General features: G+C 62.1%; 25 protein-coding genes and 1 riboswitch. Of the genes, 14 read left to right on the top strand and 11 right to left on the bottom strand.

All coding sequences use genetic code 11. The features are described from left to right. Nucleotide 1 precedes the first annotated feature (1 nt). The 3 genes from R3E49_RS00905 to R3E49_RS00895 all read right to left on the bottom strand — a co-directional run bounded on the left by R3E49_RS00905 (nucleotide 2) and on the right by R3E49_RS00895 (nucleotide 2,738). Nucleotides 2-916, bottom strand: a complete 915-nt coding sequence (locus R3E49_RS00905) for an NAD(P)H-dependent flavin oxidoreductase (RefSeq protein ID WP_371293329.1) — start codon at nucleotides 914-916, stop codon at nucleotides 2-4. Between the two features lie 128 nt (nucleotides 917-1,044). Further along, a complete protein-coding gene (locus R3E49_RS00900) occupies nucleotides 1,045-1,836 on the bottom strand; it encodes a DUF1295 domain-containing protein (protein ID WP_371293328.1) in 792 nt (263 codons plus the stop codon). After that, on the bottom strand, nucleotides 1,833-2,738 hold the full coding sequence (locus tag R3E49_RS00895) for an SDR family NAD(P)-dependent oxidoreductase (RefSeq protein WP_371293327.1): 906 nt from the start codon (nucleotides 2,736-2,738) through the stop codon (nucleotides 1,833-1,835). Before R3E49_RS00895 ends, R3E49_RS00900 begins: the two co-directional genes overlap by 4 nt. 163 nt (nucleotides 2,739-2,901) lie before the next feature. On the opposite strand from R3E49_RS00895, the gene R3E49_RS00890 reads away from it, so the two are divergent. From R3E49_RS00890 to R3E49_RS00870, 5 genes are all read left to right on the top strand, one after another. Further along, nucleotides 2,902-4,422 (top strand): carotenoid oxygenase family protein, encoded by a 1,521-nt coding sequence (locus R3E49_RS00890; RefSeq protein ID WP_371293326.1) that lies wholly within the window; start codon nucleotides 2,902-2,904, stop codon nucleotides 4,420-4,422. A gap of 119 nt (nucleotides 4,423-4,541) precedes the next feature. Further along, nucleotides 4,542-6,863 carry a TonB-dependent receptor gene (locus R3E49_RS00885; RefSeq protein ID WP_371293325.1) on the top strand — a complete coding sequence of 774 codons (2,322 nt, stop codon included), beginning with the start codon at nucleotides 4,542-4,544 and terminating at the stop codon, nucleotides 6,861-6,863. Between the two features lie 154 nt (nucleotides 6,864-7,017). Next, nucleotides 7,018-7,959 (top strand): winged helix-turn-helix transcriptional regulator, encoded by a 942-nt coding sequence (locus R3E49_RS00880; protein WP_371293324.1) that lies wholly within the window; start codon nucleotides 7,018-7,020, stop codon nucleotides 7,957-7,959. 74 nt (nucleotides 7,960-8,033) lie between these two features. Next, a complete protein-coding gene (paaN, locus tag R3E49_RS00875) occupies nucleotides 8,034-9,725 on the top strand; it encodes a phenylacetic acid degradation protein PaaN (RefSeq protein WP_371293323.1) in 1,692 nt (563 codons plus the stop codon). A 25-nt stretch (nucleotides 9,726-9,750) separates the two neighbouring features. Continuing rightward, entirely contained in the window at nucleotides 9,751-10,179 is a 429-nt protein-coding gene (locus R3E49_RS00870; protein WP_371293322.1) for a hypothetical protein, read from the top strand. A gap of 13 nt (nucleotides 10,180-10,192) precedes the next feature. Here the strand turns inward: R3E49_RS00870 and R3E49_RS00865 are convergent, their stop codons facing one another. Together R3E49_RS00865 and R3E49_RS00860 are read right to left on the bottom strand one after the other, a co-directional pair. Further along, complete coding sequence (locus R3E49_RS00865; protein ID WP_371293321.1) at nucleotides 10,193-11,695, bottom strand: YifB family Mg chelatase-like AAA ATPase; 1,503 nt, start codon at nucleotides 11,693-11,695, stop codon at nucleotides 10,193-10,195. Nucleotides 11,696-11,737: 42 nt separating this feature from the next. Then, complete coding sequence (locus R3E49_RS00860) at nucleotides 11,738-11,998, bottom strand: accessory factor UbiK family protein (protein WP_290742431.1); 261 nt, start codon at nucleotides 11,996-11,998, stop codon at nucleotides 11,738-11,740. Nucleotides 11,999-12,303: 305 nt separating this feature from the next. Between R3E49_RS00860 and R3E49_RS00855 the strand changes: the two genes are divergently transcribed. The 3 genes from R3E49_RS00855 to R3E49_RS00845 all read left to right on the top strand — a co-directional run bounded on the left by R3E49_RS00855 (nucleotide 12,304) and on the right by R3E49_RS00845 (nucleotide 14,683). Further along, the gene (locus tag R3E49_RS00855; RefSeq protein WP_371293320.1) at nucleotides 12,304-12,978 is read left to right on the top strand and encodes a TorF family putative porin; all 675 of its coding nucleotides are present in this window, start codon (nucleotides 12,304-12,306) and stop codon (nucleotides 12,976-12,978) included. 62 nt (nucleotides 12,979-13,040) lie between these two features. Next, entirely contained in the window at nucleotides 13,041-13,379 is a 339-nt protein-coding gene (gene glnK, locus R3E49_RS00850; RefSeq protein ID WP_290742425.1) for a P-II family nitrogen regulator, read from the top strand. A gap of 32 nt (nucleotides 13,380-13,411) precedes the next feature. Beyond that, nucleotides 13,412-14,683, top strand: coding sequence for an ammonium transporter (locus R3E49_RS00845; RefSeq protein WP_290742422.1), 1,272 nt, complete (start codon nucleotides 13,412-13,414; stop codon nucleotides 14,681-14,683). A gap of 83 nt (nucleotides 14,684-14,766) precedes the next feature. Here the strand turns inward: R3E49_RS00845 and R3E49_RS00840 are convergent, their stop codons facing one another. After that, the gene (locus tag R3E49_RS00840; protein ID WP_371293319.1) at nucleotides 14,767-15,777 is read right to left on the bottom strand and encodes an alpha/beta fold hydrolase; all 1,011 of its coding nucleotides are present in this window, start codon (nucleotides 15,775-15,777) and stop codon (nucleotides 14,767-14,769) included. A 102-nt stretch (nucleotides 15,778-15,879) separates the two neighbouring features. Here R3E49_RS00840 and glnT point away from each other — a divergent pair, with 102 nt between their 5' ends. Both glnT and R3E49_RS00830 read left to right on the top strand, forming a co-directional pair. After that, nucleotides 15,880-17,232 carry a type III glutamate--ammonia ligase gene (gene glnT, locus R3E49_RS00835; RefSeq protein WP_371293318.1) on the top strand — a complete coding sequence of 451 codons (1,353 nt, stop codon included), beginning with the start codon at nucleotides 15,880-15,882 and terminating at the stop codon, nucleotides 17,230-17,232. Between the two features lie 79 nt (nucleotides 17,233-17,311). Next, on the top strand, nucleotides 17,312-17,923 hold the full coding sequence (locus R3E49_RS00830; RefSeq protein WP_290742413.1) for a TetR family transcriptional regulator: 612 nt from the start codon (nucleotides 17,312-17,314) through the stop codon (nucleotides 17,921-17,923). Here the strand turns inward: R3E49_RS00830 and R3E49_RS00825 are convergent. Genes R3E49_RS00825 through R3E49_RS00805 form a run of 5 tightly spaced genes read right to left on the bottom strand, consistent with a single transcriptional unit; the run spans nucleotide 17,906 to nucleotide 22,439 of the window. Continuing rightward, the gene (locus R3E49_RS00825; protein WP_290742410.1) at nucleotides 17,906-18,700 is read right to left on the bottom strand and encodes an ABC transporter ATP-binding protein; all 795 of its coding nucleotides are present in this window, start codon (nucleotides 18,698-18,700) and stop codon (nucleotides 17,906-17,908) included. The two genes, R3E49_RS00830 and R3E49_RS00825, sit on opposite strands and share 18 nt — an antisense overlap. After that, complete coding sequence (locus tag R3E49_RS00820) at nucleotides 18,697-19,722, bottom strand: ABC transporter substrate-binding protein (protein ID WP_371293317.1); 1,026 nt, start codon at nucleotides 19,720-19,722, stop codon at nucleotides 18,697-18,699. Before R3E49_RS00820 ends, R3E49_RS00825 begins: the two co-directional genes overlap by 4 nt. A gap of 28 nt (nucleotides 19,723-19,750) precedes the next feature. After that, nucleotides 19,751-20,554, bottom strand: coding sequence for an ABC transporter permease (locus tag R3E49_RS00815; protein ID WP_371293316.1), 804 nt, complete (start codon nucleotides 20,552-20,554; stop codon nucleotides 19,751-19,753). Nucleotides 20,555-20,560: 6 nt separating this feature from the next. Beyond that, nucleotides 20,561-21,574 carry a fatty acid desaturase gene (locus tag R3E49_RS00810; RefSeq protein WP_371293315.1) on the bottom strand — a complete coding sequence of 338 codons (1,014 nt, stop codon included), beginning with the start codon at nucleotides 21,572-21,574 and terminating at the stop codon, nucleotides 20,561-20,563. Then, nucleotides 21,567-22,439 carry a sugar phosphate isomerase/epimerase family protein gene (locus R3E49_RS00805; RefSeq protein ID WP_371293314.1) on the bottom strand — a complete coding sequence of 291 codons (873 nt, stop codon included), beginning with the start codon at nucleotides 22,437-22,439 and terminating at the stop codon, nucleotides 21,567-21,569. Before R3E49_RS00805 ends, R3E49_RS00810 begins: the two co-directional genes overlap by 8 nt. A 401-nt stretch (nucleotides 22,440-22,840) precedes the next feature. Continuing rightward, a riboswitch (guanidine-I (ykkC/yxkD leader) is annotated at nucleotides 22,841-22,944 on the top strand. A 63-nt stretch (nucleotides 22,945-23,007) separates the two neighbouring features. On the opposite strand from R3E49_RS00805, the gene R3E49_RS00800 reads away from it, so the two are divergent. From R3E49_RS00800 to R3E49_RS00785, 4 genes are read left to right on the top strand one after another with little or no spacing between them, the layout of a single operon-like run. Continuing rightward, a complete protein-coding gene (locus R3E49_RS00800) occupies nucleotides 23,008-24,048 on the top strand; it encodes a putative urea ABC transporter substrate-binding protein (protein WP_371293313.1) in 1,041 nt (346 codons plus the stop codon). 59 nt (nucleotides 24,049-24,107) lie between these two features. Beyond that, complete coding sequence (locus R3E49_RS00795) at nucleotides 24,108-24,926, top strand: ABC transporter permease (RefSeq protein WP_371293312.1); 819 nt, start codon at nucleotides 24,108-24,110, stop codon at nucleotides 24,924-24,926. After that, nucleotides 24,926-25,702, top strand: coding sequence for an ABC transporter ATP-binding protein (locus R3E49_RS00790; RefSeq protein ID WP_371293311.1), 777 nt, complete (start codon nucleotides 24,926-24,928; stop codon nucleotides 25,700-25,702). The genes R3E49_RS00795 and R3E49_RS00790 overlap by 1 nt, the downstream gene beginning before the upstream one ends. Before the next feature lie 4 nt (nucleotides 25,703-25,706). After that, complete coding sequence (locus R3E49_RS00785) at nucleotides 25,707-26,423, top strand: urea amidolyase associated protein UAAP1 (protein ID WP_371293310.1); 717 nt, start codon at nucleotides 25,707-25,709, stop codon at nucleotides 26,421-26,423. The last annotated feature ends 1 nt before the right edge of the window (nucleotide 26,424 follow it).

The following is a 26,424-nucleotide window of genomic DNA, read 5'->3' as shown; positions in this document are numbered from 1 at the left end:
GTTATCCCTCGCAGGCCGCGCGGTATTCCCGGTCCAGCCGGTTGACCAGATCGGCAATCGGCAGAATATCACGGATGGCCCCCACTCCCTGGCCCGCCGACCAGACGTCCCGCCAGCGCTTGGCATCGCTGGTGGAGGCGGCGATATCGATGGTTGCGCCGTCCGGCATGTTTGCGGGGTCGTAGCCCGCGGCGACCAGACTGGCGCGCAGCCAGTTCGCCTTCACCCCCGTCAGGGCATCGGAACAGACGATATCGGCACCCGTGGCGTCCACCACCATCTGCTTGTAGGCGGGATCCGCCATGCTCTCCCGGGTAGCAATAAACCGCGTGCCCATGTAGGCGTAGTTGGCGCCCAGCACCTGCGCGGCGCGCACACCGCGTCCGCTGGAGATGCCGCCACCGAGCACGATATCCCCGTCCCAGAACTGACGTACCTCCTCGACAAAGGCGAAGCCCGCCTGCTGTCCCGTGTGGCCGCCTGCGCCGGCGGCCACCAGTACCAGACCATCGACGCCGGCTTCTACTGCCTTGGCGGCGAAGCGGGTGTCGATCACATCCGCGAAGATCTTGCCGCCGTAACTGTGGACTTCTTCGATCGCTTCCTTCGGGCTGCCCAGCGCCGAGATCACCAGCGGCGCGCGGTATTTCACTGCCAACGCCAGGTCGTCGAAGCGCCGGGTGTTGGAGCGATGCATCATCAGGTTGATGGCCCAGGGGCCGTCATCCTCACCGCCGGTGGCCGCCGTGATGTCCTGCAGCCAGCGCTCCAACTCTTCCGTGCTGCGGGCGTTCACCGAGGGAAAGCTGCCGACGATACCGGCGCGGCAGCTGGCAATGACCATTTCCGGGCCGGATTGCAGGAACATGGGCGCCTGGAAGACTGGGATTCTGAGCTGATCGAGAGCGCGGGACATAGAGCGTATCCGAGGTTACTTGTATTAAAAGACCACCATGGTAGTCATGAATCTGCCGGGGGACAAGACATGCGGATCCCCGACATGCGGGTATCCAGCGCGCGGTCTCCGCGTGCTGCAACAGCCCCTCATGGGGCCCGTTTGGGCGGCCAGGGAACCAGCCCGCTGGTGCGGGCCATGTACTCCGCGTAGCCGGGCTTCTCCCGCGCCAGTTTCTTGTCCAGGGTTTTCTGCCCAGTCACGTTGACCACCAGATAGCTGTAGGCCAGCGGGCCGATAACGGTGAGCCAACCCAGCGGCGCTTCACAGGCCACCAGCCAGATGCCCCACCAGACACAGAGTTCGCCGAAATAATTGGGGTGCCTGGAGTAGCGCCACAAACCCGTACAGAGAACGGTGCCGCGGTTTTCCGCTTGCGCGCGAAAGTGCCTCAACTGGGCGTCGGCCACGGTCTCGGTGACCAGCCCCACCAGCCAGACGACGCTGCCCAGCACTGCGAGCCAGCCTGCGGCACCGCCGCTGTGCATGCCCACCTGCACCGGGAGCGAGGCGAGCCAGAGCACAACGGCTTGCAGCAGGAACACCTGGCGCAGGCTGAGCCAGAGAAAGGCGCGCTCGTTGTTTACCCAACTGCGCAGTTTGGTATAGCGCGGGTCTTCACCGTGACCCCAGTTGCGCCCGATCAGGTAGGCGGTGATGCGCAGTGCCCAGACCGAGACCATGGCCAGCAACAGCCACTGCAGGGTGTTTTGTTCGGCTGCCAGGGTGAAGGCGGTCAGCGTGATGGCAACCATGATCAGGGCGAAGAACATGTCGATAATGCTGACGTCCCGCAGGGGGATGCTGGCCAACCAGAGCGCCAGTGCGCAGATCAGGGCGACCGCGGCCGTAGCACCGAACAGAGCGAGCAGGTCTATCATGGGGGCAGTTCTCCGGCAAAATCGAGAAACAGGGCGACGGCCGAGGTGTAGTCGCGTGTGGGCGTTGAATCGCCGAGCCTGCGCCAGGCAGTGTCCATGGCGCCCGCGACGTGGCTCAGGTCTACGGGGTCGCTGAGCAGGTTGCGTGCCCGCGCCACGCGGTCACCACCGGCGATCACAACCTCGCCATTGAGTGTACAGTCATCGCTTGCCAGCCAGGCCACCACCGGCGCCACAGCTTCCGGGGGCAATCGACGGGCCATGTCTGCAGGCAGGCTGCTGCGGGTCATGGCGGTGTGTGCGAAGGGTGCGATGGTGTTGACACGTACCCCGTGCGCAGCCCCTTCCAGTGCCAGCGCGCGGCACAGGCCAATCACCCCCGCCTTGGAGGCGGAGTACGCGGGCAGGCCGTGCTCACCGTGCAGCCCAGCGGCGGAGCTGCTGACCACAATGGCGCCGCCCCGTTGCTGATACAGATGGCGGAAGGTCGGATGCAGCAGCGAGGCGGTGCCCATCAGGTTGATATCGATGATGCGGCGGAACTCGTCCAGGCTTTGCTTGTGAAAGGAGGACGCCTCGGACACGCCGGCGTTGGCGATGACAATGTCCAGTCGTCCGTAGTGTTGCAGGGCCGTGGCCAGCAGATGTTCGCCACAGCGCGGGTCTGCTGCGTCACTGTAATCGGCGACGGCGCTGCCGCCCCGGGCGGAGATCTCGCGCACTACGGCATCGGCGCTGTGCTCCGTGTCGCCGCGGTGACGCCGGTTGTTGACGACAACCCGCGCACCCCTCTGTGCCAGATCCAGCGCATAGGCGCGTCCCAGGCCCTTGCCGGCACCGGTTACGATGGCCACCTTGCCAGCCAGTGTCGCTTGCCCACCGGGCACTGCGTCAGATGTCATAGTCATGTTACTTTTATAAATAGACCTTTAGTCTAGCCAAGCGACGGGGGTGCTGCAAGGGCGCAGGAATTTAAACTTGCATAAAAATACTTCATACCTATAATCAAACGAAATCCACGCGCAGCGGGGGGTGTCCCGCCTGCCAGTCGTCAGGGGGAACCCTATGCAAAGTCTCAGTCAATTCACCGAGTATCCGTCAGTAGAACAGTGTATCGGGGGCGTCACCCAGTTTGCGGATGCGCCGGCCTGGATTTACGGACTCGACAACCCCTACCTGCACGGCGTGTACGCACCGACCACCGATGAGCTTGATGTCTCGGGCCTGGCGGTGGAAGGCGAATTGCCGGCAGACCTGGAGGGGGCGTATTTCCGCAATGGTCCGAACCCGGTATTCGAGCCGAAGAACCGCTATCACCCCTTTGACGGGGACGGCATGGTCCACGGGGTGTACTTCCGCGACGGGCAGGCCGCCTATCGCAACCGCTACGTGGATACCCTCGCCCTGCAGGGGGAACGCGCCGATGGCCACTCCCTATCCCCCGGCGTGATGGGGCCCTTCGACTACTCGCTGTCGCCCTTCGGTATCAAGGACACCTCGAACACCGATATCTTCATCTACAACGGCGACCTGATGAGCCTCTGGTACAACGCCGGGCATCCCTACCGCCTGGATGCACACACCCTCGGTACCAAGGGCTACTACGATCTCGAGGGCCGCGCGCAGCGCCGCATGTCGGCGCATTCGAAAGTGGACCTGGCAACCGGTGAACTGCTGTTCTTCGACTACGGCGACCAGCCACCCTATATGACCTATGGGGTGGCAGACCCCAGCGGCAAGCTGCTGCACGAGGTAGCGATTGACCTGCCGGGCCCGCGCCTGCCCCACGACATCGGTTTCACCACGCACTACACGATCCTGCACGACCTGCCGTTCTTCCACGATATGAACGTGCTGCGCCGGCACGGCTACCGTGTGCTCACCTTCCATCGCGACATCCCCACGCGTTTCGGATTGATTCCGCGCTACGGTGCCGGCCATGAGGTGCGCTGGTTCGAGTGTGAGCCCTGCTACATCCTGCACACCAGCAATGCCTGGGAAGCGGGTGACTGGGTGATCATGGATGGCTGTCGCTCTACCAACCCGATGCCCGAAACCAAGCCCGGTGAAGGCGAGCTGGCATCAATGCTCGCCTACATGCGGCTGGAGGCCAACAACTATCGCTGGCGTTTCAATCTGCGCACGGGCGAAGTGCGGGAAGGGCCCATCGATGATCTCAACACCGAGTTCAACAAGACCAATCCGCTCTACCACGGTCGCGAGAGCCGCTTCGCCTACCACCAGCATATTCCGCTGCACCACGAGGGCGGTCTCACCCTGCGCTTTACCGGCCTGGTCAAATATGACAACGACACCGGCAAGCGCTGGCAGTGGAACTACGGCCAGGGCGTGTTTGGCAGCGAGGCGGTGTTTGCGCCGCGCCGCGGCGCCACCGCAGGCACGGCGGAGGACGATGGCTACGTCATTACCCTGGTCACCGACAGCACCACCTGGCAATCCGACTGCCTGGTGTTCGATGCGCGTGACATCGAGCCCGGCCCCATTGCCCGTGTGCGCATGCCGCATCGGGTGCCTTATGGTTTCCACGCCACCTGGGCGCGGGGTGAAGACATGTGGCCGGCGTGACGGGCTCGCCCGCCGCCGGGATCTTGTATTCCGGCAGCGTTGAGATACATTAAGTTCGGTAATGCAAATAACAAGGCGGTCCGCCCCGCCCCATAACCATAACAGCGTAAGAGGCTCCCATGACCCACTCCAGACTCCGCATTGCAATTCACACACTGGCTGCCGTGCCCTTTGCCCTGCCGCTGCTGGCGCAGGCACAACAACAGCTCGAAGAGGTGCTGGTAACCGCCGAGAAGCGGGAACAGAGTATCCAGGATGTGCCGCTGTCCGTGGCGGCGCTGGCGGGTAACGATATTGAGGTCGGCAAAATCAGCGGCCTCAACGATATCGCGTTCCGCACGCCGGGGCTGACCTACAACCAGTTCAGCATCGGTGAGCCGCGCATCTACATCCGCGGTATCGGCAACAGCTCGGACTCCGCAGGCAGTGACCCGGCGGTAGGGGTGTTTCTGGATGAGGTCTATATCGGTCGCACCGGCGGTGTCGGCTTTGATCTGTTCGACCTCGAACGCATAGAGATCCTGCGCGGTCCGCAGGGCACCCTGTACGGCAAGAACACCAACGGCGGTGCCATCAATATCGTGACCTCGCGGCCCAGTCAGGAGACCGAGGTTCGCGTGCGCGTCTCTACCGGTACCGACCAGCTGCGCCATTTCCAGGGTCTTGCCAGTGGCGGCCTGACGGACAGCGTGGCCGGCAAGATCGTGTACTCCTACCGCGACCGTGACGGCTACGGGCGCAACGTGATCACCCCGGGTGAGATCGCGACACTCGGCAATCTGTCCCAGAGCCCGATTATCGGCCCCAGCATCGGTGCCGATGACGCGGGCGAGCGCCGCGATGACGCGCGCTCGGTCAACGTGCGCGGCCAGTTGATGTTCGACCTGACGGAGCGGGTGGACCTGCTGCTGAGCGCGGATTACGCCCGCGACGAAACCGCGGGTCCCTGCCGCCACATCCAGAATATCGACAATGCTATTGCCGGTCTGGGCCCCTTCTGGGAGCTCAACATGTCGGAAGACTACATGGCCGATGAGCGGCATTGTGCGAGTCAGTTCGACACCTCGCAAAAACGTGAAGTGAACGGGGTCATGGCGCGCCTCGAGGCCGACCTCGACTGGGCCAGCCTCACCTCCATCACCGCCTGGCGCTCCAGTGAGTACAACTGGGTGGATGACCTCACCAGCCTGCCGCTGAACAATCTGGCGGCACCGTCGCCTCCCGGTGTGCCGCTGCCGCCCGGTTTCTTTACCACGCCGGGCAACGTGATCAACGGGGCCGAGGAGGACGCCTCACAGTTTTCCCAGGAGTTTCGCCTCGCCGGTAACACCGACCGGGTGAGCTGGCTGGCGGGCGTGTTCTTCATGGAGGAGGATGTGGAACGGGGCGAGGAGTTCTACACCCAGTACAGCACGCCCCTGCAGGGACTCGGCCTGGCCGGAATCGGCGATGTGCTGTTCACGCAGGATAACACCACGACCAGCTACGCGGTCTACGGCCAGGCCGACTGGGCCTTCACCGACCAGCTGACCCTGACCTACGGTGTGCGCTGGGCAGAGGACGAGAAAGAAATCACCCAGAACTCCATCGACCTGCTGGGCACCACCCCGTCGGGGGTGCCCCTGATATTGCCGTCCTTCCCGGCGCCGGTGTCAGCGGAAGACTCCTGGTCGGAGGTGACCCACAAGCTGTCACTGGCGTACCGTCCCACCGACGACCTGATGCTCTATGCGACGTACTCCGAGGGCTTCAAGAGCGGAGCTTTCCAGTCCCAGACCAACCTGCCGAGCGTCGCTACCGAAGCGGTTGATCCCGAAGTGGTGCAGAACGTGGAAGTGGGCATGAAGTCCTCGTGGTGGGACCGGCGCCTGCAGTTCAACCTTTCCTACTATGATATGGACTACGAGGACCTGCAGGTCTTCGAGCTGAACAGCCGCTTCCTGCTGGTGCTTCTGAACGCACAGGCGGAGTCCAAGGGTGTGGAGGCATCGATTGACCTGGTGCCGATCGAGAACCTGACGCTGAATGCCAGTTACAACTGGAGTGACGCGACGTTCAAGGAGTTCACCAATTCCAACGGGCTCGATCTGGCCGGCCGCGACCTGCCCTTCGCGCCGGACGCCGCCCTCACGACCACGGCCAATTACCGTGTGAACCTTTCCGGCGGGTCGGCGCTGGACTTCGGGGTCAGTTACAGCTGGAAAGACGATTACTTTACCGGCCCGCAGAATCGTCCGGTGGAGCGCCAGGCCGCGATTGAACTGCTGGATGCCAGTGTCAGCTGGACCAGCGCCGATGGCTCCCTGGCCATCGATGTGTGGGGCAAGAACCTGAATGACGAATTGCAGGTGAGCAGCCGCATCGTCGACCCCACCGGCGTGACGTCAGAGTATTACATGCCGCCGCGTACGGCGGGCGTCACGCTGACCAAGAGCTTCTGACCGGGGCGCGGCCGCGGCACTGCACGCCGCGGCCCGCCCCATGCATGCACGGTCAGTCCTTGTTGTTGACGCGAGTAGAGGCTCGCGTCGCTTTCACCTATGATGCCTTCATGAAGCCGCAACCTGTTACCGCCCAAACCCCCCGTGTCCTCGTATGGACAAATTGAGAACCCGAGCCAGCTCCATCAACCGGGCCCTCGACCAGATAGGGGACAAGTGGTGCCTGCTGATCATTCAGGAGGTTTTCTGGGGCATCAACACCTTCAGTGGGATGCTGGAAGCGACGGGGGTTTCCCGTGGTGTGTTGTCCAATCGTCTGAAGTGGCTGCAGGCGCAGGATTGCCTGCGCAAGCGGGTCGCCAGCGGCGGTTCCCGTCACCCCGTTTACCACCTCACGCGCAAGTCCGTCGGCATGTATCAGATGTCGCTGATGGCGGTGGCGTGGGAGGAGCGGTATTTTCCCCCGCCGGAGGCGGGTCGGGTGCATCTGCGTCACCGCACCTGCGGCAATGCCGTACAGCCGCGCCTGCGCTGCAGCACCTGTCGGAAGGACGTACACGGCCGCGATGTCACCTACCACCCGGGTCCCGGTGCCACGCGCGATGTGCGTGACAAGAAAGTACGCCGGCGCTCTTCCCTGTCGGCGAGCGATGTCCCCGGCGAACACAGCGTGTACCGCAACCTGATCGACCTGGTCGGTGACCGCTGGACGGCGAATGTCATTGCCCTCGCTTTCCATGGCTTGCAGCGTTTCGATGAATTCCACCAGGAATTGCCGGTGGCGACCAACATTCTGTCCGACCGCATGCGCTTTCTTGTGCAGCGGGGCGTATTTGTCACGCGACCCTACCAGCAGCGGCCCCTGCGCCACGGCTACGAGCTCACCGCCATGGGGTGGGACCTGTTTCCCTATTTCCTGACCTTGCTGCAGTGGGGAGACCGCTGGTGTGACCCGAACGGGGCGGGGCGGCCGATGTGTCTCACGCATACGCTCTGTGGCGAGAATCTGCACGGTGAGGTGGTCTGCAACCACTGCGGAGAAGAGCTGAGTGCGCACCATGTGGATTTCACCATAGGGCCAGGGGAGCCGGCCTAGGCATTTGCTTGCATAAACAGACCTCGTTGTGGCAATGTGCCCGGTTCATACTGTCACTGCCTAGGGAGAGCCCGATGAGTGCCCTGTTCGCCAAACACCAGGATCTGCTGACCAAGGCGCTGGATGCCTGCGCCCACCGCTATGCCTGGAGTGGCTGGCCGGAAAATCCCAGCAGCAAGATCCACGGAGAGGAAAAGCCTGCCGCTGGCCAGGCGCGTTTCGAGGCCCTGCTGGGCCAGGATTTCCCCCTGTCACAGCCGGCTGAGGCGGGCCGGGTGGGCGAGGAAGTGTCTCCCTATACCGGCGAGCCGCTGGGCGTGCGTTATCCCAGAGTGGACCCTGCCGCGCTGTTTCCCGCGATCAACGCCGCGCGCCCCGCCTGGGCGGCAGCGACGCCTGAGGCGCGTGTGGGCGTGTGCCTGGAAATTTTGCAGCGCTGCGGCGAACAGCTGTTTGAGAATGCGCATGCCACCATGCACACCTCAGGTCAGTCCTATGTCATGGCGTTTGCTGGCAGCGGCGCCAACGCGCTGGACCGAGGTCTGGAGGCTTTGGCTTACGCTCACAAAGCCATGCGGGATGTGCCGGCCACTGCCCACTGGGAGCGACAGTTTGGGCGTGACGGTGTCGCCAGCCTCAGTAAACGCTACCGCCTGGTGCCCCGCGGTGTGGGTGTGGTGATCTGTTGCGCCACGTTTCCGCTGTGGAATACCTACCCGGCCCTGTGCGCGTCCCTGGCCACGGGCAACCCGGTGGTGCTGAAGCCTCACCCGGCGGCAACGCTGCCGGTCGCCATGGTGGCACGTGTCTGCCGCGAGGTGCTGGCAGAGGCGGGTTTCGATCCCAATCTGGTGACGCTGGCGGCGGATACCCGCGCCGAACCCGCCACCCTGCCGCTGATCCAGCATCCGGACACCGCCATCATCGACTTCACCGGCAGTCCGCGTTTCGGCAGCTGGCTGGAGCAGAACTGCCCGGGGAAGCAGGTATACACGGAAACCGCGGGCTGCAATTCGGTGGTGCTGGAGTCTACCGATGACCTGGCGGCAACGGCGCGGTCCATCGCCCACTCCCTCTGCCAGGCCTCGGCCCAGATGTGCACCAGCGTGCAGAATATTCATATACCGGCCACGGGGGTGCGCGTGGCCGGTCACCGCATACCACACGCCGAGGCTGCCGCTGCAATCTGTGATGCGGTGGACGGCTGGTTGGCCGACCCGCGCGCTGCAGCGACGCTCTGTGGCACGTTGTTTGACCCGGCGGTGCAAGCCAATGTCGATCGCTATCGCGGGCTGGCCAAAGCGCAGCAGCGCATTCTGCGCGACTCGGCGCCCTATGCAAATCCGGGGTACCCGGCCGCACGTACGGCGACGCCGCTGGTGATTGCTGCCACCGAGGCGGATCGTGACTGGTATCGGGAAGAGGTGTTCGGGCCGGTGTCGTTCATCATTGCCAATGCCGATGCGCACGCCTGCCTGCAGGATGCCACCGGCAATGCCCGCGACTGTGGTGCGATCACCTCCCACGTGTACTCGACGGACCCGGCATTCCTCGACGAGGCGGTGGACGCCTATCACGCCGCGGGCGCCTCCGTGGCCTGCAACCTCACCGGCATGCCGATCAATTTTGCCGCCGCCTACTCAGACTTTCATGTCACCGGCCTGAACCCGGCAGGCAACGCCTGCCTCGCGGATCTGGCGTTTGTCAGCAACCGCTTCCGTATTGTGCAGAGTAAATTCATGGGTGTGGCACCGGCGTCTGCCTGATTGTCGCGTCAACGAGGTTCGGATAATGAATACTGAAGAACTGCGGAAGATCGCCTATCAGCACGTGGCGGCGGAAGAGGTGCGGGATTACGCGGCCACATTGGCGACGCTGGAGGCCGATCCAGTCTATGAGCTTTTTCCAGTGGGACTGCGCATGCGCGGCATGGCTGCGGCCGAGCGCTACTATCGGCATTTCTTCGATAACGTTGCGCCCTGTTTTGACCAGGACAGCATGGTTCTGCACGGCGAGTGGCCCGGTGCAACCGGTGTGGCCATTGAGTACACCGTACGCTACCGCTTCCCCGACGGGCGAGAGAAACCCTTTCGCATTCTCGGCATCCTCACGTATGGCAGCTACGCGCTCACTGGCGAGCGGGTGTATGCGGACGAAGAGCTGCTGCGCATCATGTTTGCCCCGATCTGGGATGAGATGGAACCTATCAGCGAAGGCTGACGCCGCCGTGGTGTCAGACCGGACCTGTTGCCTGCCTGAACGCCAGTGCCTCGGTGACGTGCTGCAGGTCGATACAGTCGGCACCCTCCATATCCGCCAGTGTCTGCGCCACGCGCAGGCTGCGGTGCAGGCCTCGCCCCGAAAGCTGCAGCGCATCGGCCGCTTGCTCGAGCTGTTGGCGTGCTGCGGGCCGCATCACGCACTGTGTGGCCAGGGCCTGTGCCGACAGCGCGGCGTTGTTGCACCCCTGACGTGCCTGCTGCCGTTGTCGGGCCGCCAGCACACGTTCCCGCACGGCGGCTGACGATTCCCCTTTCGCTTGTGTTTCCAGCAGTAGGCGCGCCGGCAGTCGTTGCATGCTGACATGCAGATCGATACGGTCGAGCAGTGGACCTGACAGTCGGTGCCGGTAGCGCTGGATGTGCTCGCTGGTGCAGCGGCAGCTGTGCTCGGGGTCGCCATAGTAGCCGCAGGGGCAGGGGTTCATTGCCCCGATCAGTTGAAACCGGGCGGGATAGGTGAATTTGTGTGCAGCGCGGGACAGCGTGACGGCGCCGGCCTCCAGGGGCTCGCGCAGCATTTCCAGCGCCTGACGGCTGAATTCCGGCAGTTCGTCGAGAAACAGAACACCGCCATGGGCAAGGCTGGCCTCGCCCGGCCGTGGCCGCGCGCCGCCGCCAATGAGTGCCGCGGCGCTGGCACTGTGGTGCGGGTGGCGAAAGGGCCGCCGCCAGAGGTGCTCCAAGCTGGTGCTGTCGTGAAAGCTGTGCAGGGCCGCGCAGGTTAGGGCCTCCTGCGTGTCCGGCGGAGGCAGGAGGCCGGGTAAACGGCTCGCCAGCAGCGTTTTTCCCGTACCAGGTGGCCCCACCAGGAGCAGGTTGTGATTGCCAGAGGCGGCAATTTCGAGCGCGCGCCGCGCCAGCGCCTGCCCGGCAACGTCCGCCAGGTCGGGGTAGGACATGGCGGGTTGCGGCTGTGGCTGGTGTTCCTGTACTGACAGTCTGTGGCGGCCGTTGAGGTGGGCACACAGTGTGAGCAGGTCCTCTGTGGCGATGATACGACTCCCGGGGACGGCGGCGGCCAGCGCAGCACTCGCCGCCGGGGTTACCAGGGCGCGACCTGCCGCGCTGCAGGCAAGCGCAGCGGGGATGATGCCCGGCACCGGGCGCACGGCACCGGTCAGGGCCAGCTCGCCAACAAATTCGTGGGCGGTCAGAGCAGCCGCTGGCAGCTGCCCGGAGGCGACAAGAATGCCCAGCGCGATGGGCAGGTCAAAGCGCCCACCCTCCTTGGGCAGGTCAGCCGGCGCAAGGTTCACGGTAATACGGCGATCCGGAAACTCGAAATGGGCTTGTTGCAGTGCACAGCGCACCCGGTCGCGGCTCTCCCGGACAGCGGTTTCCGGCAATCCGACAATCTGGAAAGCCGGCAGCCCGTTGCCCAGGTGGGTTTCCACCTGAACCAGGGGGGCTTCAATGCCTACTGCAGCGCGGCTGTAAACAACAGACAGTTCCATGGCTCATCCTTGAGCACAGAGCCTCTCCACTCAGTGGACAGGTCAGGTTTGAGGTTTCAGCGACTCGAACTCTCGCGTCAGGGCCTCCAGCTCAGCTTCCAGCTCGGCGACCCTGGCCCGGGTGCGGGCCAGTATTGCGGCCTGCGCGTCGAACTCCTCGCGGCTGACCACGTCCAGTTTGCCCAGTGCGGACTGCGCCAGGGCGCGCGCGCCCCTGTCGACTTCCGCGCGCAGGCCCGGGCTGCCGACCAGGGCCGACATCTGCTGCAGTACTTCACTGATCGGCGGTGGCTTCAGGGCCATAATGCGTGTTTCCTCTGCCAGACAGAACAGGCCGAAGTGTAGAGGAATTGCAAAACGGCGCACAGATCATCTTGGTGCACCAATAGAGTGCGGTGCTCACTAATGGTGCGTGTGGCTGCCGTTGACCCCTCGCAGAAATCGCGTGTAGTGAGCACTAAAATCTCTTAACTATTTGTAAATAATGATTTTTTCCTTGGTTGGCACAGCACCTGCAAAGCCCAGAGTGCAAACGCGAATTATGCAGAGCAAAAAAGTTCCGTGCCCGGCACACATTTTTTTGACTGCCAAACCAAGGAGAATGACACATGCTGCACAAAAAACTGCTTCCCGCTTCTATCGCCGCTGTCCTGTTCGCAGGCGCTGTTTCTGCCCAGGCAGAGATCAGCGGCAACGTGACCCTCGCCACGGATTACGTATTCCGCGGTATCTCGCAGACCGACGAGAAAGGTGCCATCCAGGGCGGCTTCGACTGGTCGGGTGATTCCGGTCTGTACGCCGGCATCTGGGCCTCCAACGTCGCCTTCGGTGGTGCTACTACCGAAATGGATTATTACTTCGGCTACGCCGGTGAAACCGACGGTGGCTTCGGCTACGACGTGGGCTTCTTCTACTTCGATTACGAGGGTGAGTCTTCCCTCGACTACATCGAATACGCGCTGGGCCTGAGCTACGCCGACTTCAGCGTTGGCTTTGTGTACTCAGACGAGTTTGGTGATGGCGGCCCCGAGTACATGTACTACTCCGCCGGCTACTCGCTGAGCCTGACCGACGTTCTCACCGTCGACTTCAACATCGGCTTCACCGATACCGATCAGGATGACTACTGGGAAGAAGGCGCCGACAGCTACACGGATTACGGCGTGACCTTCGGTTACAGCGCTATGGACCTGGACTTCGCGCTGGCCCTGATCGGAACGGATCTTGACGATGTGGACGCTGCGGATGATCGCATCGTGTTCTCCATCTCGAAGAGCCTCTAAGCGTTTCGGGACTGAAACCTACGGCGCCCCGCGGGGCGCCCTGCTGATACCTGGAGACTGACATGAAATTAATAACGGCTATCGTCAAGCCATTCAAACTGGACGACGTGCGCGAGGCACTTTCCGAGATCGGTGTGCAGGGCATCACCGTCACTGAGGTGAAAGGCTTCGGGCGCCAGAAGGGGCACACCGAGTTGTACCGGGGTGCGGAGTATGTCGTGGACTTCCTGCCCAAGGTGAAGATTGAAGTGGCTGTCGCCGAAGGGCTGGCGGACAAGACCATCGAAGCCATCACCCGGGCCGCCAACACCGGCAAGATCGGTGACGGCAAGGTGTTTGTGTCCACGCTGGAGCAGGTGATTCGTATTCGTACCGGCGAGACCGGCGAAGACGCCATCTAAATCCACCGAGACTAACTACGAGAGTGATTCCCATGGAAAACCAGATATTTGAATTACAGTACGCGATGGACACCTTTTATTTCCTGGTGTGCGGCGCCCTCGTGATGTGGATGGCGGCCGGCTTCGCGATGTTGGAGGCGGGCCTCGTGCGCGCCAAGAACACAACAGAAATCCTGACCAAGAACGTGGCCCTGTACGCCATCGCCTGCACTATGTACCTGATCTGCGGTTACCAGTTCATGTACGACGGCGGCTTCTTCCTGTCCGGTGTGACCACCGTGGCGCAGATGGATGATGCGGCGGTGGCAGCGGTGCTGGCGGACTCCGCGGAAGCCGGTTTCGGTGGCGACTCGGTGTACTCCGGCGCATCTGACTTCTTCTTCCAGGTGGTGTTTGTCGCCACGGCCATGTCGATTGTGTCCGGTGCAGTTGCCGAGCGCATGAAACTGTGGGCGTTCCTGGCCTTTGCCGTTGTCATGACCGGCTTCATCTACCCCATCGAGGGTGGCTGGACCTGGGGTGGCAAGGCAGTGCCGTTTATCGGTGAACTGTCCTACAGCGACTACGCAGGGTCTGGCATTGTGCACCTGGCGGGTGCGGCTGCGGCACTCGCAGGCGTGCTGCTGCTCGGTCCCCGTAAGGGCAAGTACGCAGCCGATGGTTCGGTCAAGGCTATCCCCGGCGCCAACATGCCGCTGGCGACCCTCGGCACCTTCATCCTGTGGATGGGCTGGTTCGGCTTCAACGGCGGCTCCACGCTCAAGCTGGGTGGCATTGCCGTGGCCAACGAAGTGGCCAACGTGTTCCTGAACACCAACGCTGCGGCTGCCGGTGGTCTGATTGCGGCTCTGCTGCTGTCACGCCTGATCTTCGGTAAAGCCGACCTGACCATGGCCTTGAACGGTGCGCTGGCTGGCCTGGTAGCGATTACGGCTGAGCCCGCAGATCCCACGCCGATGCTGGCGATGATCATCGGTGCGATTGGTGGTGTGATCGTTGTGTTCAGCATCGTTGCCATGGACAAAGTGAAAATCGACGATCCGGTCGGTGCCATCTCCGTGCACGGCGTCGTCGGTATCTGGGGTATCTTCGCGGTCCTGCTGTCTGACCCCGATGCCACCTTCATGGGTCAGCTCGTGGGCACCCTGGTGATCTTTGTCTGGGTCTTCGGCGCCAGCCTGATCACCTGGGCCATCCTCAAGGCGGTCATGGGTGTGCGTGTCAGCGAAGAGGAAGAGTACGAAGGTGTCGACCTCTCCGAATGTGGTATGGAAGCCTATCCGGAGTTTGTGGCACAGAAGTGAGCAACAGCTTGCGGGCGCATTGATGCAATGCGTGTTTGGGGGCCTTCGGGCCCCCTTTTTTATGGCCGCTTTTTGCGTTGCGCTCAGGCGCTGGCGGCGAGCAACTCGGCCGCAGCGGCGAAGATCTGGCGGCTTGCGGCGGCCACGCGCCCAGGGCCACCGGCGACATGGCCAAATTCCGATTCGATCACCCGACACTCCATCCCCAGAACCGTCGCATCGTGCGCGGCGTCCTCCGCCGTGAAATAGAGATCAGTGCTGCAGGGCATGAGGATGCCGGGGCAGCCCGACTGCGCAGAATCGGTGTCAGCCGTTGGCAGCGGTGCCTGCTGCCAGGTACGCAGCTGCAGCAACAGGTTGTTGGCGTCCTGCTGCAGGTGATCCTCTCTCCAGTAGTCCAGTACGTCCCCGATATCGGCAAAACCCAATTCGCGGTAGCGCGCGTTGCGGAAGAATGCCTGACTGTAGGCCCAGCCAGCATAGACTGTGGCAAATGCGCCAAGGCCGCGGACCGGCGGTGTGCGGTAGTGACCGCCGGCGAAGGCCGCATCCGCCGTGAGGGCCGCCGCCACACCATCGAGAAAAACCCGGTTGTGTGGGTAACAGCCGACGGTGGCACAGACGGCGAGCACGCTGCCAACGGCGTTGCGGCAGGCCCTGTGCCAGTGCAGTGCCTGCATCCCCCCCATCGACCAGCCCATCACCAGCCGGGGATTGGCGCCCTCAAAGCGCGCCTGTAGCAGCAGCTGTTGTGCACGCACGTTATCGCCGATACTCACCCGTGGGAAATCCGGCCCGGACTGTGGTGCTGGCGTGTTGCTGGGCGAACTGGACTCGCCGGCACCAAACAGGCAGGGAATGACCACGCAGTAGTCACCGCTGGCGAGTGGGCTGTCGGGATCGTCCACCCAGGCACGGTTGCTGGCGGCAACGCCGCCGTAGTAGGTGGGCAGCAACACGAGGTTGTCTTTTGGTGCGTTCAGCGCACCAAATTGGTGGTAGTGCAGGCGGGCATTGCGCAGCACCGTGCCGCTTTCCAGCACAAGGTCCCCCAGCGCATGTTCGTGTTCCTGCCAATACAGCTTGTTTTTCAATGGCTTAACTCCGGTTTCAGGTCAGACAATTTAAACATACATTCTGGCATGTTTCTTGGATGCTTCTGACTAGCAAGAAACATTCCCGCCTATGGAGCAGTCATGAACATTGAACAGTTGAAACAGCGTTGTCTGGAACAGGGTATTAAATACGGTATGGCGAGCTACGTGGATATTCACGGCGCCAGCAAGGGCAAGTTTGTGCCTGTCGGCCATTTCAAGCAGATGTTTGCCGGCTCGGAGCTGTTTACCGGCGCGGCCCTCGACGGCGTGCCGCAGGACATTGCCGATGATGAAGTGGCCGCCATGCCCGACATGGCGTCCATGCAGCAGTGCCAGTGGAACCCTGAGCTGGCCTGGTTTGCCAGCGATCTGTATCTGCAGGGAGAACCCTTCGAGGCCTGCTCCCGCACGATTCTCAAGCGTCAGCTGGCGAAAGCCGCTGCCATGGGGTTTACCTTCAACCTGGGGATAGAAACCGAGTTTTTCATCCTGCGCAAGGGGGCTGACGGGCGCCCGGTGCCTTTCAGTGAGCGCGATACCCTGGGCAAGCCCTGTTACGACATCCCCAGCATGATGGATAACATCGTGATTATCGACGAACTGGTTCAGGCGCTGACTGACATGGGTTGGGGTGTTTATTCCTTCGATCACGAGGACGCCAACGGCCAGTTCGAAATTGATTTCAATTACGCGGATGCGCTGACCATGGCCGATCGCCTGGTGTATTTCCGCTTGCTGGCCAACGAAATTGCGCGCAAGCATGGTGCCTTCGCCAGTTTCATGCCCAAGCCCTTCGCCGACCGCACGGGTAGCGGCGCCCATTACAACATGTCCCTGGCGAGTGTGGACACCGGGCAGAATCTGTTCGCAGCGAGCCCGGACGCCGATCGTTACGACTGCGGTGTCTCCGAGCTCGCCTACCAGTTTATCGGAGGCGTGTTGCGCCACGCCAAGGCCATCAGCGCCGTGGTCGCGCCCACCGTGAACAGCTACAAGCGGCTGGTGCGGCAGGGCAGCATGTCTGGCTCCACCTGGGCTCCGGTGTTCTGCTGTTACGGCAATAACAATCGCACCAATATGTTGCGTATCCCCAGTGCCGGTGCACGGGTCGAGTGCCGGGCGCCGGATATCGCCTGCAATCCCTATCTCGGTGCGGCCCTGATGCTTGCCGCAGGGCTGGAGGGCATAGAGCAGGGTATTGACCCCGGTCAGCCGCACCGGGAAAACATGTACCATTACAGTGATGCGGAAATTGCCAAGGCCGGCATTCAGTGTCTGCCCAAGACCCTCGCCGAGGCGACAGAGGCTATCGCCGCTGATGAGCTGGCCTACGAGGTACTGGGCCCTTCGATGCACAAGGCCTTTGTCGACTTCAAACGGGCGGAGTGGGACAGTTACCACAACACCGTATCGGACTGGGAAGTGGCACGCTATCTGCGACTCTTCGGTTAACCGTTACCGCCGCGGGTCGCGACTTGCCTTTGCCGGTCGCGTCCCTACACTGTAGGTTTTCCATTGCTCGGGTCGGATCATGAGGCGAACCAAGGAGGATGCAGCGAAAACCCGGCAGAGCCTGGTGGATGCGGCACTCAAACTCTTTGGCCAACGAGGCTACAGCGGCACCACCCTGCGACTTATTGCGGAGGAAGCAGGGTGCTCCCGCGGGCCCATCTACTGGCATTTCGCCAGCAAAGAAGAGTTGTTTGAAGAAATCCTTGCCTACTCACAGCTGCCGCTGGAGCGGCTGGTTGCGCTGCACCACGAGGCCAGCGATCCGCTCGCGGCCGCAGCGGACTTCTCTCGCCAGTGGCTGCGTATGCTGTTGGATGATCATTATTTTCGGCAGTCATTCGAGATCTTTCTCAACAAGACCGAGTTTACCGAGGCGGTATCAAAAACACTGGCGCGCGAACGCGCATTGACGGCCTCCCTGATTGCGACCTTTGCGGCCTGGGTGGAGCGCTACCGTCGGGAGCAGGGCGTTCAGGGAGGTGTTGCGAGCCGCACGGTGGCGCTGTCCATGTATGCTTACCTGATGGGACTGACCCAGAGCTGGCTGTTCGATTCCGGCATCACCGACCTGGATAACAATCTCGACTTCTTTGTCGGTGAGTTTCTGCGCCTGCTACGCACAGTCCAGTGACTGCGCACGCATCATCTGCCGAATTTTTCGCTCAAGAAAGCGGTATTCATCGAAATCCAGTATGGCATCGCGATCGGTGCTGCTCTTCTCCAGGCCGGGACGGATGGTCTCCAGCAGGCGCCCGGGCCGCGTGCCCATAAAAAACACCACGTCACCCAGATACAGCGCTTCCTCGATGTCGTGGGACACCATCAGCACAGTGGTACGTTCCTGATGGACAATTTCCAACAGCAGGCTCTGCATCTGCCAGCGTGTTTCCGGGTCCAGTGCGCCGAAGGGTTCATCCATCAACAGCAGTGACGGATTACTGGCCAGGCTGCGGGCGATGGCGACGCGTTGCTGCATGCCGCCCGAGAGCTGGTGGGGGTAGGCGCGTTCGAAGCCATCCAGCTTGACTGCCTTGATGAAATACGGAACCACCCCCTCGCGCAGGCTGAGCGCCTCGCCCCGGGCTTTCAGGCCGAACGCGACGTTTTCCTCTACTGTCAGCCAGGGAAAGGAGCTGTAGTTCTGGAAGACCATGCCGCGGTCTATACCGGGCCCGAGGACGGTGCTGCCATCCACGGTGATGTCGCCTTCATCCTGTGTCTCCAGGCCGGCAATAATCCGCAGCAAGGTGGATTTACCGCAACCGGACGGTCCCAGTAACACCCCGACCCCGGTTTTTGGCAGTTCGAAGTTGATGTTGTCCAGCGCGGTCAGGGTTTGTCCCGAGCGCAGCAGAAAACGCTTGCTGACGCCCGAGACGGTAAGTCCGCTGTGTGTGCCTGCGGTCATTTGTTCAGCGCTGCCGCCAGCGGCGTCGTGTCGACCCCGGCCGCCATCGGCATGGCCTTGTCGATGAAGCCAAACTTCAACCACCAGTCCGTGGTGATATCCCAGTGGTTCTGCATGCCGTCGGCGGCAATTCCGAGGGGCAGTTCACCGTCTTTCAGGCCCATGAAGATCGCGGCCTGGTCGCGGTCGAAGACGAAGATACCGCCCTTGAGAATGTCGCCCGTGCTGCCCAGCACCTGCTCGACGTCCGCCACCGTGAACTGCAGGCCATCTGCGATGATCTGGTTGGCTTCCGCGGTGTTTGTCTTCCAGAAATCCACGGCGTTGAAGTAGGCCCGGGTGAGTTTGGCCGCGTCTTCAGGCCGCTGCTCCAGGAAGGCCGTGCTCATGTAGAGGGCGTCGCCCAGCAGCGCCGTGGTGATGTACTTTTCCTCGGTGGAGTCTGCTGCCACCGTGGCGCCTGGCATGGCTTCAAGCACCTGGGAGCCAAAGGGTTCCCAGAATTCCGCGGCGGCCGCGGTGCCGCCCACCATCGCGCCCACGGCATCGTCCATGATCAGGTTGGTGAAGGTGACTTCATTGATTTCCACGCCGTTGTCGGTGAGCCATTCAGCCATGAAGATCTGTGTCAGGCCACCCTCCAGCACTGCGACTGTCTGGCCTTTGAGCTGCTCCGCGCTGGTGATGCCGGGTGCGAGGATGATTTTATCCGTGCCGTAGGACGGATTGGTGTAGGTCACCAGCTTGATGCCAACGTCCTTGTCGGCCGCAATGGGACCATACTCCGCGGTGCTTGAGGTGGCGTGGAGTTCCCCCGCCGTCATCAGGGCGAAGCTCTGGTAGGGATCCTCGATGATGCTGATGTCGAGCTCCAACCCCTCGGTCAGGCCCTTCTCCTTGGCGATAAACCAGAACCCGTAGCCGGGCCAGGAAAAGAGTGAGAGTTTCACGGGGTCAGCGGCCTGGGTGGCCGACCCCAGGGCCAGGGCCAGGATGGCAATACCGGATCGAATATAGCGCATAGTGGTGCTCCTTTGCGGTTGAGTGCTGCTAGTGGGACTCGAGGTAACGAAACGCAGTGCGATGCAGCAGTTTGAACAGTGCGTCAAAAAGCAGGCCGAGCAGGCCGATGACCAGAATGCCGGCCATGATGTCGTCAATATGCACAAAGCGCTTGGCGCGCATCATCATGGCGCCAATGCCATCGGTGGCGGCGACGATTTCGGCGATTACCAGATATGTCCAGCTCACCGCCAGCATCTGTCGCAGCACATCCAGATAGCCTGGCAGGCTGGCCCTGAACGTGACCGAAAGCAGAATCTGGGGCGCGCGCAGGCCGAGGGTGCGGGCGGTTTCGATGTATACCCTGGGCACCTGGCGGGTAACGTCGGCGAGCATGATGATGAGGAAAAACAGCACGCCGATCACCAACAGGGCGATTTTCTGCTCGTCCCCGGTGCCCAGCCACATCAGTAACAGTGGGATGAACGCCGGTGCCGGCAGGTAGCGGAAGGCGCTGGCTACCGGGCCCAGTACGCGATCGATGGGACGGTAGGCGCCCATCAGCAGACCCAGCGGCAGGGCAATCGCCACGGCGATGCCGAAACTGAGCAGAATGCGCTTCACGCTCGCCCAGATATCGCTGGCAAAATCCTTCTCCACCAGTAATTCATACAAACTGGTAAACACTTTTTCCGGCCCGGGAAACAGGCGCGGTGGCGCGATCTCGGCATGCGCGGCAAGCCACCAGCCGCCGATGAACAGCGCCCAGCCCAGAATGCCCAGCACAGTTCGGGAGCCGGCGACGGCAGCGACTCTGCGGGCGGAACTGAATAGCGGGTTGGCCTGATGCATCGCGATCTAGAACGCCGTCAGGAAGCTGAGCGCGTCGACACCGACCGCGCGCCCCTCGTTGAGTGAGGTCTTTACCTCATCGGCGCCGTATTCTTCAGCGTAAATGCGTGCCACCCGGTGTTTGTGAAAGGCACGCGCCTGCGGCACAAAACCCAGTGTCTGTGCCTCGACGTCGGGCTGCATGCTGCGATGCAGCTCTGGCAGGCGGTACCAGCCCAGCGTGGGCTTCTCGTGGTGTGCATTGTGATAGCAGAAATTGAGCACCAGCAGGTTGATGGCGGGAAAGCGGTGTGACAGGAGGTTGCTGTAGGTGTTGCGCTGTTCGTACTCGGCATCACCCTTGTGGGGAAACACTGTATCCGGGTCGTCGAGATTAAAAATCACCTCGTAGTTGTGCTGGTAGCAATCCATGAAGCGCAGGGCAGTGAGCAGCAACAGCTGCGCCAGCGCATACAGCAGGAAGGCAACGGGGCTGATGAACAGTACCAGCCCGAGCAGTGCACCACGAACCAGCAATACGCGCAGCACACGACCGCGTTGAGCGCGTTTGGACTCGATCACCCAGGGTGCGAGGATCAGCATGGTGTGCATCATGATTTCAACGGCGGGTATGTAGGCCCATTCCGCGGCATGCACCAGCCTCGCGAGGCCGGGGTGGCGTTTCAGGAAGCTGCGGTAGTCCCACACCACGGGGTCGTAGTTGTCGACATGGTGGCGCATGTGCTTGTAGCGGATATCCTCAAAGCGCCCGTAGCAGCTGCCGGTTATCCAGTTGAGCACCTTGCCCAGTGCCGCGTTGGTCTTCGCCGACATGAATACCGCGTTGTGTCCGCAATCGTGCAGCAGGTAGGCGGCGATCAGCATGCTGTGTGCCAGCACGACAACGCCCAGCGCGTTGACCGCTGCACTGGGTTGGAACAGCGCCGCCCAGCCGCCTGTATAGGTCAGTGCAATATAGGCGAGCACCAGCAGCGTGTAGTGCGCGCCCGCGGGGTCGCGCAGTTTGAGAGCGTCACGCATGACGGGCCTCCTTGGTGGCGTTGGCATGCGACCAGCGCGCGAAGTGCCTTTGCTCCTCGGCGCCAATCCAGCGGTTGAGTTCCCAGAGGTCTGCGATGGGGGCGTTGGTAAACGGCAGGTGGTGCAGATAGCCATCGGGCCCGAATTCCGGCGTCAGTGTTGTTTCGCTGTAGCCCCGCGCTTGCTGCGCCTGCCAGACGGCCTCCCAGCAGCGCTGGTGACTGGCCAGTGCCTCGGCATACTCGGGTGCACCTGGGTGGGGCACCTGGGGGCCTTGGTCATAACCGACACGCCCGTGGATGTGGTGGGCGTGTTGTGCGGCCAGCGTGACGGCGTCCCACTCACTGTCCATCAGGCGTTCGCTGACGACTACCCAGTGGCTGAAGTCGCAGGTGATCTTCAGTGCCGGCAGCTCCTGCAGTATAGCCACAGTGTTCCAGGGACAATAAAAGCTCCTTCCACGGTGCGTCTCAAAGGAGCAGAGCACACCGTGCCGGTCGGCGATGTCCATGGCCGCCCTGAAGAAGTCCACGCTGTCCTGAACCGGCCAGGCATCGCAGCCGCCCATCACGTTGATAAAGCGTGGCGCGAGGGGCTTGCCCAGCACAATCTGTGCCTCAAGGTCCTCGAGGTGTTCGCTGATGCTGGCGTGTCGCCGGGGTACGTAGGAGCCTGCGGTGCAGATTTCCTGGATCCACTCCAGCTCGTGTGTCTGCAGCGCGCTGGCGAGCTGTTCAAGGTGCCCCGGCGCGCTGTGCGTTGCCGGTGCTTCCAACCCGGCGCAACCTGCGGCGCGGGCGAGCAGGGCACCCTGGTCGATGCTGCCAGTGTGGCCCCAGAGGGTTTTAAAGGTGCGTAATTGCATGATCGGGTCCTGGATAGCGTGCCCTGTACCGGGGAGCAACTTCCATGCCAAGATGTATGTATAATTGCAACGTGTTGAAAAATATGAAAAAAATGGCTGGGCGGTGAAAAATGACTCGGATAAGTCAAGGGTTGATGCACCGCGAGCTGTGCATCCCGCGTCCTTTTTGGTGCAAGTCTCGGCAATGGTGGTGAGCAGGGTTCGGGTTGGCCCGGACCGCCAGCCCGGATGTCTTCACAGAATGCACCAGAATGGCGCGGCGCTTGCATTTGGTGCACTTTGCGGTGCAGCGTGTCCCGGTCAGGGTCGCCGTGTGGGTGTTGTCGGCGGGATTGACGGGTCTGGCACGGTTCCTGCTTTGCCTTACCCGTCCGTACTCCTGACATGACGTGACATGAAAACCAATAGAGCGCTAGGGTTCCGACCACACTATCGGTGGTGACTGGTCCGAGAGCACTCGACCTTTCGGTGAAGGGTTACACGGCGGGATAAAAGCCCGGGAGAACTGAAGGCGAAATGCCGGGGGTACTCTGTGATCAACCGACCCAACCCGACTGAGAGGTACACCATGAAGCGATTCACCTTATTCCTGCTCCTTGTGATGTTGTCGACAACGGCATCGGCCCGCGACAGCTTCAAGATCTGCTGGTCGATCTACGTCGGCTGGGTGCCCTGGGCCTACGGTGCCGAGCAGGGCATCGTGAAGAAATGGGCCGATAAATACGGCATCAACATCGAAGTGGTGCAGATCAACGACTACATCGAATCCATCAACCAGTACAGCATGGGCGAGTTCGATGCCTGCACCATGACCAACATGGATGCGCTGACCATTCCGGCTGCGGGCGGTGTGGACAGCACGGCGCTGATCGTCGGCGACTTTTCCAACGGCAATGACGGGATCGTGCTCAAAGGCAAAGACTCGATGGCGGACATCAAGGGGCAGACCGTGAATCTGGTCGAGCTGAGTGTGTCTCACTATCTTCTGGCCCGCGGCCTGGAAAGCGTGGGTCTTACCGAGCGCGATGTGCAGGTGGTGAATACCTCGGATGCCGATATGGTGGCGGTCTATGCGACACCCGGCGTGACAGCAGTCGCGACCTGGAATCCCCTGTTGAGCGAAGTGGCCGCCATGCCGGACAGCCACCTCGTATTTGACTCGTCCCAGATCCCCGGCGAGGTGATTGACCTGCTTATCATCAACACTGAGACGCTGGCGGCCTACCCGGCGCTGGGCAAGGCGCTGACCGGGGCGTGGTACGAAATCATGGCGCACATGAACGGTGGCGATGAGCGCGCGACCGCCGCCAAGACTTTCCTGGCGGAACTGTCCGGGACCGACCTTGCAGGTTTTGAGGCACAGCTGGCCAGCACGGAAATGTTCTACACCCCGGCGGAAGCACTGGCCCTGACCAACAGCGAACAGGTAAAGGCGACCATGCAGACCGTGGCGGAGTTCTCGCACAAACACGGCTTGCTGGGTGAGGGCGCGCCCGATGCCACGTTTATCGGCGTGGAGACACCGGCGGGTGTCTACGGCGATAGCAATAACATCAAGCTGCGTTTTGATCCGACCTATATGCAAATGGCCCTGGACGGCGAACTCTAGGCTCACGGAGGAGCACGGGAGCGTTGCGCTCCCGTGCTTCGCCCCAGCAAGGATGGATCATGAAACGCCTGATTAACCAGACACCTGCGCCGATGCTGCGCGTGCTGCTTGCCCTGTTGCCTTTTGTGGCTCTGGTGCTGCTGTACATGCTGGCCTCGGATGCCAGATTGGCGGAAAACCCCGCAGACAAACTGTTGCCCAGCTTCGCGCAGATCGGCGATGCCATACAGCGCATGGCTTTCGAGCCGAGCAAGCGCAGCGGCGACTACCTGCTCTGGGAGGACACGCTGAGCAGCCTTACCCGGCTTGGACTGGGGGTGATGATTGCGGCGGTGATCGGCCTTGCACTGGGATTGTTCACCGGCGCTCTGCCGCTGGTGGCGGCGACGGCGAGTCCCCTGCTGACCGTGGTGTCGCTGATTCCCCCGCTGGCGATTCTTCCCGTGCTGTTCATTGTGTTTGGTCTGGGCGAACTGTCGAAGGTGGCCTTGATCGCCATTGGCATCACTCCGTTCATTGCCCGTGACATACAGCGGCGCACGCAGGAAATACCTTCGGAGCAGCTGGTCAAGGCGCAAACGCTGGGAGCCAATACCAGCCAGATCATCTGCCGCGTGCTGTTGCCGCAGTTAATGCCGCGACTGGTCGACGCCGTGCGTCTTTCGTTGGGCGCCGGCTGGCTGTTTCTCATTGCGGCCGAAGCGATCGCCGCGACCGAGGGCCTTGGCTATCGCATCTTTCTGGTGCGCCGCTACATGGCGATGGACGTCATCCTGCCCTATGTGGCCTGGATTACCCTGCTGGCGTTTGTGATTGATGCGCTGCTGGCCGCGCTCAGCCGTCGCCTGTTTCCGTGGCACCACCAGGGGGGACACTGATGATTGAAGCGCGCAATCTGTGGAAGAAGTACGGTGACAATGTCGTGCTGGAACGCGTCAACCTGCGGGTAGAGGAAGGGGAGTTCATTACCCTCGTAGGCACCTCGGGATGCGGTAAAAGCACCTTCCTGAACATGCTGCTGGGCACCGAACCCGTCAGCAGCGGTGAGTTACTGCTGCACGGCAAGCCGGTGCCCGGTGAACCGGGCCCCGACCGGGGTATCGTGTTTCAGCAGTACTCCGTGTTCCCGCATATGACCGTTTTGCAGAACGTGATGGCTGCCCGCGGTTTCGCACGCCGCAATCTGACAGGAGCACTCTTTGGCAGCGCGCGGCGCGCGGCGCGGGAGGAGGCCCTGGCCCTGCTCGAGGAGGTGGGCCTGTCACATGCGCAGGGACTCTATCCCGCCGAGCTGTCCGGTGGCATGCGCCAGCGTCTCGCTATCGCGCAGGCGCTGCTTGGCCGTCCCGGCATTCTCCTTCTCGACGAGCCGTTCGGCGCCCTGGACCCGGGCATCCGGGCCGACATGCACGATCTGGTACTGCGCCTCTGGCGCCAGTACCGGCTCACGGTATTCATGGTCACGCACGATCTCAAAGAGGGGTTTTACCTGGGTACCAGGCTCTGGGTATTCGACAAGACACGCCACGATCCCCAGGCGCCCAACGCCTACGGCGCCACCATCACCTATGACCTGCCGGTGGGTAAGATTGACCGGGACACCTTGTCTGACATTGATCGCGACCTGGCGCGTACGGCAAACGAAACGGAATGACATCATGAACGCTTGCGAGTATGAAACCGAAATTGCTCCCGGTGGCCACTGGTCACTGCGCATGCGCAGGGGGACAGAAATGCGGCTTACCGACAGCCGTGGGAATGCCAATCTGGGGATGCTGTTCTACAACCCCGAAAACCTGCTGGAGCGCTATAACGCGCCCGATACGCTGAAATGCCAGCATACCTTCAAACTCACCCGGGGCCATTGCCTGTATTCGGACATGGGTCGTATTTTCGCTTCTATTGTGGATGACTCATTGGGGTGGCATGAGACGGTATGTGGTAATTCCCGTGCCGAACACGTTGCGCAACAGTGGGGTTGCCGCGATTACCAGGGAGACCGCAACGACTGGCACCAGAATGGCCACGATGCGTTTCTCGTCGAGCTCGCCAAGTATGGGCTCGGTGCGGCGGATATGGCTGCGAATATCAACTGGTTCAGTCGCGTTTCCACCGACGAGAGCGGGAACCTGCAGCGGGTGGAGGGGCATAGCGCTGCGGGCAGTTACGTCACCCTGCGCTTCGAGATGGACACGCTGGTACTGCTCCACGCCTGCCCGCATCCGCTGCACCGTGCGCCGTCCTATCCGCGCAATCCTGTACATATCGCTCTGGGCAAGGCTGCTCCGGTGGCCGAGGACGATGTCTGCCTGAATCATTGCGACGAGAACCGGCGCGGTTTCCACAACAACCTGTTGTATCACTTGGGAGGCTGAG

Source organism: Haliea sp. (assembly GCF_041395985.1).
Taxonomy (GTDB): domain Bacteria; phylum Pseudomonadota; class Gammaproteobacteria; order Pseudomonadales; family Halieaceae; genus Haliea.
The sequence above is the reverse complement of the archived record's forward strand: the minus strand, read 5'-3'. Positions and strand labels throughout refer to the sequence as shown.